The 708-nt window shown below is 41.9% G+C and carries 1 protein-coding gene; it reads left to right on the forward strand.

Translation table 11 applies throughout. The annotated features are described in order from the left end of the window. Nucleotides 1-88 precede the first annotated feature (88 nt). Nucleotides 89-708, forward strand: a 620-nt coding sequence (locus KH893_RS11250; protein WP_486606295.1) for a phosphoketolase family protein, incomplete at its 3' end; no start/stop codon positions are given.

Raw genomic sequence — 708 nt, forward strand, 5'->3', positions numbered from 1 at the left:
GGCCAAATCTTTGCTGTATAATGGATCATGTTAAGGTGCGTCCAAAACACGTGCTTTAGAACAAAAAGATTATAGGAGATATTAATACATGGCAGCTAATGCACCTGCAGTTGATTATGATTCAACTGAATATCTAGAACTCGTCGATAAGTGGTGGCGTGCAACCAACTACTTGTCAGGCGGAATGATTTTCCTAAAGAACAACCCGCTCTTTAGCGTTACAAAGACTCCTTTAAAGGCAGAAGATGTCAAGTTCAAGCCAATTGGACATTGGGGTACTATTTCAGGACAGACTTTCATCTATGCTCATGAAAATCGTCTTATCAATAAATATGGTTTAAATGCTTTTTATGTCGAAGGACCAGGTCATGGTGGCCAAGTTATGGTTACCAATTCATACCTTGATGGATCTTATACTGAGGATTATCCAGAGATTACTCAAAATCTTAAGGGTATGGCCAAATTATTCAAGCGTTTCTCATTCCCTGGCGGAATCGGATCTCACGCTACTGCTCAAACCCCTGGATCATTCCACGAAGGTGGTGAATTAGGCTATTCACTTTCTCATGGTATCGGAGCTATCCTTGATAACCCTGATCAAGTCGGTTTTGTTACGGTTGGCGATGGTGAAGCTGAAACCGGTCCAGCTATGACAGCTTGGCATGGTATTAAATTCATCAACCCTAAGACCGATGGTGCTGTCCTTCC

The organism is Liquorilactobacillus sicerae (assembly GCF_029916425.1).
GTDB lineage: Bacteria > Bacillota > Bacilli > Lactobacillales > Lactobacillaceae > Liquorilactobacillus > Liquorilactobacillus sicerae.